Annotated in this window: 1 protein-coding gene; it reads right to left on the reverse strand. The window is 69.4% G+C overall.

Annotated elements, in window-relative coordinates:
- On the reverse strand, positions 1 to 1,050 hold a 1,050-nt coding region (locus Q8S40_RS24475; RefSeq protein ID WP_305672497.1), incomplete at both ends, for a L,D-transpeptidase family protein.

The following is a 1,050-nucleotide window of genomic DNA, read 5'->3' on the forward strand; positions in this document are numbered from 1 at the left end:
CCTTGCCGGGCGTGTCGTGCAGGAAGATGGCGTAGCTGTCGCGCAGCTCGAACTTCACATAGCCAAGCGCAGCGGTCGGGCCGGCACGCTGGATGACCGTGCCGTTCTGGATGTACATATTGTTGGCCGCCAGATAGGCCGGGCCGCGGGGCAGGATCTCGGCTCGCGCGATCGAGGCCGGGACGTACCAGGGCGGATTGGCGACGACCGAGGCGAACGGCTTTTCCAGGCTGGGGGTCTGGTTGGCGGCGGTGCCGACGATAACGCGGTTGGAGTGAACGGGTTTGCCGTCCTTCCAGTAGACCATGATGGCGGCGGCGGTGTTGACCTCGATCCGCTCGGGCGCGACCTCGCGCTTGAGCCAACGGCGGCGTTCCAGATTGAGCGCAATCTGGCGGGCGCGATCCTCGGCCGAGGCCGACAGCGAGCGCTGGGTGCCCGTACCGATCCTGCCGTCGGCGGCGAGGCCGTGACGGGTCTGAAAACCGCGCGTGGCGGCCTCGATCTCGGGACCATAGAAGTTGCCCATGGCGGACAGGCGGGCACCGTCGGCGGCGGGCAGGTCGCCTTCGGCCACGAGGCGCTGGATCAGCGCGGGAATGCGCGCGTCGCTCGCACCCGGCTCGATTGTGGGTCCCTGGCGGAAGGCGGGCCAGCCGCCCTCGCGGATGATGCGGCGATAGCGGACATAGCCGGCGGACAGGTTGGAATAGCCGATGTCGGTCGGCGCCAAGGCTTCCAGCCAGTCAACCAGCTGGCCCTGGGCCAGGGCGTCGTTCAGCCCGCCGGGCAGATCGACCCGGTTCTTCTGCATTTCCCAAAGGTCTTCGACCGTCTCGGGACGGACCCGACCTTCGGCGAGGACGCGGCCATAGGCGAGCGCCGCGGCGGTCGTGCGCATTTCCGCCGCGCTCCGGTCGGCGGCGAGGGCCTCGAAGTTGAAAAAGTCGCCGGGAGACAGGCCGTGGCGTTCGGCGCGGGCCGCCGCGGCCTGAAGGGCGCGAACCCGCTCCGGCGTCCACACCGGGCGCCAGCCGTTGAGCTCATAGA

Source organism: Falsiroseomonas sp., assembly GCF_030695085.1.
GTDB lineage: Bacteria > Pseudomonadota > Alphaproteobacteria > Acetobacterales > Acetobacteraceae > Falsiroseomonas.